Origin of the sequence: Staphylococcus pasteuri, from assembly GCF_030547725.1 — a bacterium.
Lineage (GTDB): Bacteria > Bacillota > Bacilli > Staphylococcales > Staphylococcaceae > Staphylococcus > Staphylococcus pasteuri.
Map to the genome: position 1 here is coordinate 1 of NZ_JAUOQO010000434.1, position 263 is coordinate 263.

Sequence of the window (263 nt, forward strand, 5' to 3'; positions counted from 1 at the left end):
GGCAATAACCACGTAGACGCGACCGTAGAAGATGTGAAGCAAGCTCAACAAGCCTTCAACAGTATTAGAGGGGCGATTGAGCAAGTTAATGATATGTGTTTACAAATAGCGACAGCGACGGATGAGCAAAGCTCTGTGATTGGCAGCATTAGCGAAAACCTCAACGATATTGATACCAAATCGAAAACCACCTCTGACAACTCCCGTAAAGTCAGCCAAGAATCCGACAACGTCAGTAATGAAACCGATCAACTCTACCAAGT

General features: G+C 44.9%; 1 protein-coding gene. It reads left to right on the forward strand.

Annotated features, from left to right (window positions below; translation table 11 throughout):
* Positions 1-33 precede the first annotated feature (33 nt).
* A partial coding sequence (locus Q4528_RS14270) for a hypothetical protein (RefSeq protein ID WP_303522283.1) occupies positions 34-263 on the forward strand: 230 nt, incomplete at its 3' end.